The organism is Paenibacillus sp. 01T422 (assembly GCF_056398785.1).
The window spans coordinates 1-3036 of sequence record NZ_JBFTQB010000808.1 but is presented as its reverse complement, the minus strand read 5'-3'; the positions used below and the strand labels follow the sequence as shown (position 1 = coordinate 3036).

The 3036-nt window shown below is 43.6% G+C and carries 1 pseudogene; it reads right to left on the bottom strand.

Going from position 1 to position 3036, the window contains the following annotated elements:
• Window positions 1-439: 439 nt before the first annotated feature.
• Window positions 440-3036, bottom strand: a pseudogene (locus tag AC1DUA_RS31600) (hypothetical protein); the annotation flags it as partial.

Genomic DNA, 3036 nt, shown 5'->3' with positions numbered 1-3036 from the left:
TATTTTCAAGCAAAAGATATACTGCTCGCAGCTCAAAATCATCAACATATTTAGATTCTGCAATCCAGTAAACAACAGGTGCTGGAAAAACATTTACTTGTTCTTGCTTGGATTTTTAACTTGGTACAATCATACCAGTTCTCAATAGACATTATCTTTAATTCAATACCCATAGACTTAGGACTAGTTATACTACTTTACTTTTTTCCTTCTCCTACAGCAAATATTAAAGTAAGAAAACACATCTTACTTACTGGGCATCCCTCGCATTATCTCAACACTAATCAGTCCATATTCGACTATTTTTTTTAAGATATCGTTTCCAAATATCAGCAATAACATGTAAGGTATTGGAACTATGAGTTAAATTTAGCATAACAATCTATTTTTCGAAAAAAAGCCCTATGCACCCCTTTCGGGATGCATAAGGCTCTTACAATTATAGCTTTACTTGTACGGTTAGCACGTCACTAGAGGTTATTCCGCTTGCATTGACCAATTCACTTCGGTACTCGTATGTACCAACTCCACGTCCGGAAATTGCACTCACCGTACTTTGAGCGCCGGGCGTAGCGGCTTGCAGTGATTTCGTTTCGATTAACACACCATTCTCATACAGACGATACTCTGTAGCATTGGTTCCCCACCACATGTTCATCGCAACATGAAATGTACCGTCTCCATCCCAATTATCTTGGGAAAGCACCGGCTTACCCGGCGATGCGTTCGCGATGGTGACAACAAGCGGATTGCTCGTTGTCGTACCGAAAGAGCTAATAAGCTCACTCGTGTACGTATAAGTGCCGTTCGCTTTACCATGCACATCAACCTTAGCCGTTTGTGCCGCAGGAGCCGCATCCTTCATCGATTGTGTAGAGATGAGCGTACCATTTTCATACAACTTAAATAAAGTACCGTTGTTACCCCACCACATATTCATGGTTACTGTGTAGCTGCCATCACTTAATCCTGTAGCTTCACCGCTATTAGATGATAAGACTGGCATGCCTGGGGCCCCTAAAGATACCGGCTTCACCACTGTGATCGTAACAGCATTACTCTGCACGGTTACACCCTGCAGAGTAACCGCAGCTGTAACTTGAGTAGTACCTTCGGCTACCGCGATGATATGCCCCTGCCTATCAACTGTTGCAACCGCGCTGTTGCTTGAGCCATACGTAACTGCGGCTACAGTGAGATCAGCAGGCGCTGCATTACTAAGCGTACCCGTTACCCGCGCTGAAGCCGTGGTTCCCACTTGAAGTGAAGTCGTGTCAACCGCAAGCAACGCTTGACTAAGCACTGGCGTTGTTGGCTCTTCAGGATTTTGCGATTTTTGAATCGTTATATCATCCATGTAAGCCGTATAAACGCCATCTGCCGTGTTATCGTATGCGGCGATAACCGCCACTATCGTCTTGCCTATGAAAGAAGAATCTAAACCATAAGAGATTTTCTCCCATTCGCCTACTGTGCCTTTTGCGCTTTTGCCAGTAAATCCAGCCTTGTTGCTTAAATAAGTCCCATCGTCAAACAACAAATCAATGAAAGCGTGCCGACCTAAGTCGTTTTCAGCATGGATATAATAAGAAAGCTCCAAATTGTTCTGAACTTTTATTTTTGTTGGCGCAATTCGCGCATAAAGCTGAGTATTCTCGGAACCATTTTCCGATTTACCGCTAAAACGGAATGAATACACACCTGCATGAAAGGTATCTCTCTCGATGGCAAAGGCATCTAAAGAGGGGTCCGAATTCTGACGCTTCAAAATTTGTGGATTTCCGCGTTCATCTGCATCACCCGGATTGTAAATACCTACGTCAACATTGGTTAGTTCACCGCCTGCAGCTACGCGTTGTTCAAAACCATTTCGCCAATAAACAGGACCTTGCGAATGCTCAATCGGCACCTCATAGCTTACCGGATTGCTCTCAGTAATATCACGTTTGTTCAAATCGGCAATAGCTCCCGTCAGCCGCAAATAAAAATCGGAAGAAAGCCATGTACCTTCTGAGGCTTGTGTATACAAATACTGCTCGCCTTGCGGGATCTCATAAGAATCTTCAGCACCCTTAATGATTGCTGTACCTTCATCATACTCATCAAACATGGCGATATACGATGTCCTTAGACCATGTTCTCTTAATAGCGCCGCCTGCGTCCACATGAAATTTCCGCTTTCTCTGGCTATTTCATTTGGCGGTGAATTCAAACCATTCCTCAGATTCGACCAAGCAAACCCAGGGAAAACAACTGGCTGGAAATCAATTCCATATTGCTCACAATACGCCAGTTCTCTATCCAATCGTTGGTCTGTTTGCTCCCACCATGCTTTAGCATCCTCTGAGCCATTAAACCGTCCTACCGTCCAAGGAGATGCCATATCAAGGGACTGATAGACGGCAGCATAATCATTTGTTACCGTTGCCCATGTATTATCAGGCAAGCCTCCAATAACATAATAGCCTCTGTCTTGGAACCAATGAATTAGTGTGAGCGCAACACTTGCGCTAGGATACCTTGATGGGTTGTCACCCGCTAGCCCCCATAAGCTAACTACTGGTTTACCTTTTGCATGGGCATAACTCGTTGAGCTTACAATGCCTTTTCGTTCTACATTATAAACCCAATCTTTTTTGATTCGATCTATAGCTGCTTCTCCCACACTCCCTGATCCTGACAAATCATACATGACATAAAATAATTTGTTATACTTTTCAGCTGCATCTTGAACCATGTTTATACTATTTTTTATAGGACTTTCGATCTCTTCTGTTGTACCATAAAACCGCTGAATCGCTAACCCGTCTATGCCATAATCACGTAACCAAGAAACATGCAAGTCTACTACGTCTTTATTCTTGGATGTAAATAAATTGGCTTGTTCTCCGGTTCCCAGGTTATTGAAATTTGTAGGGAATAGAGCGTTGTCGGGATATTCCCTTACATCCGGCCAATTTTCAAATTTAAGCTGGCCAGCGCCAGGTCTCGTTCCGGAGTTCCAATGAACCCATCCCGTATTGGTTTCATTGGCAT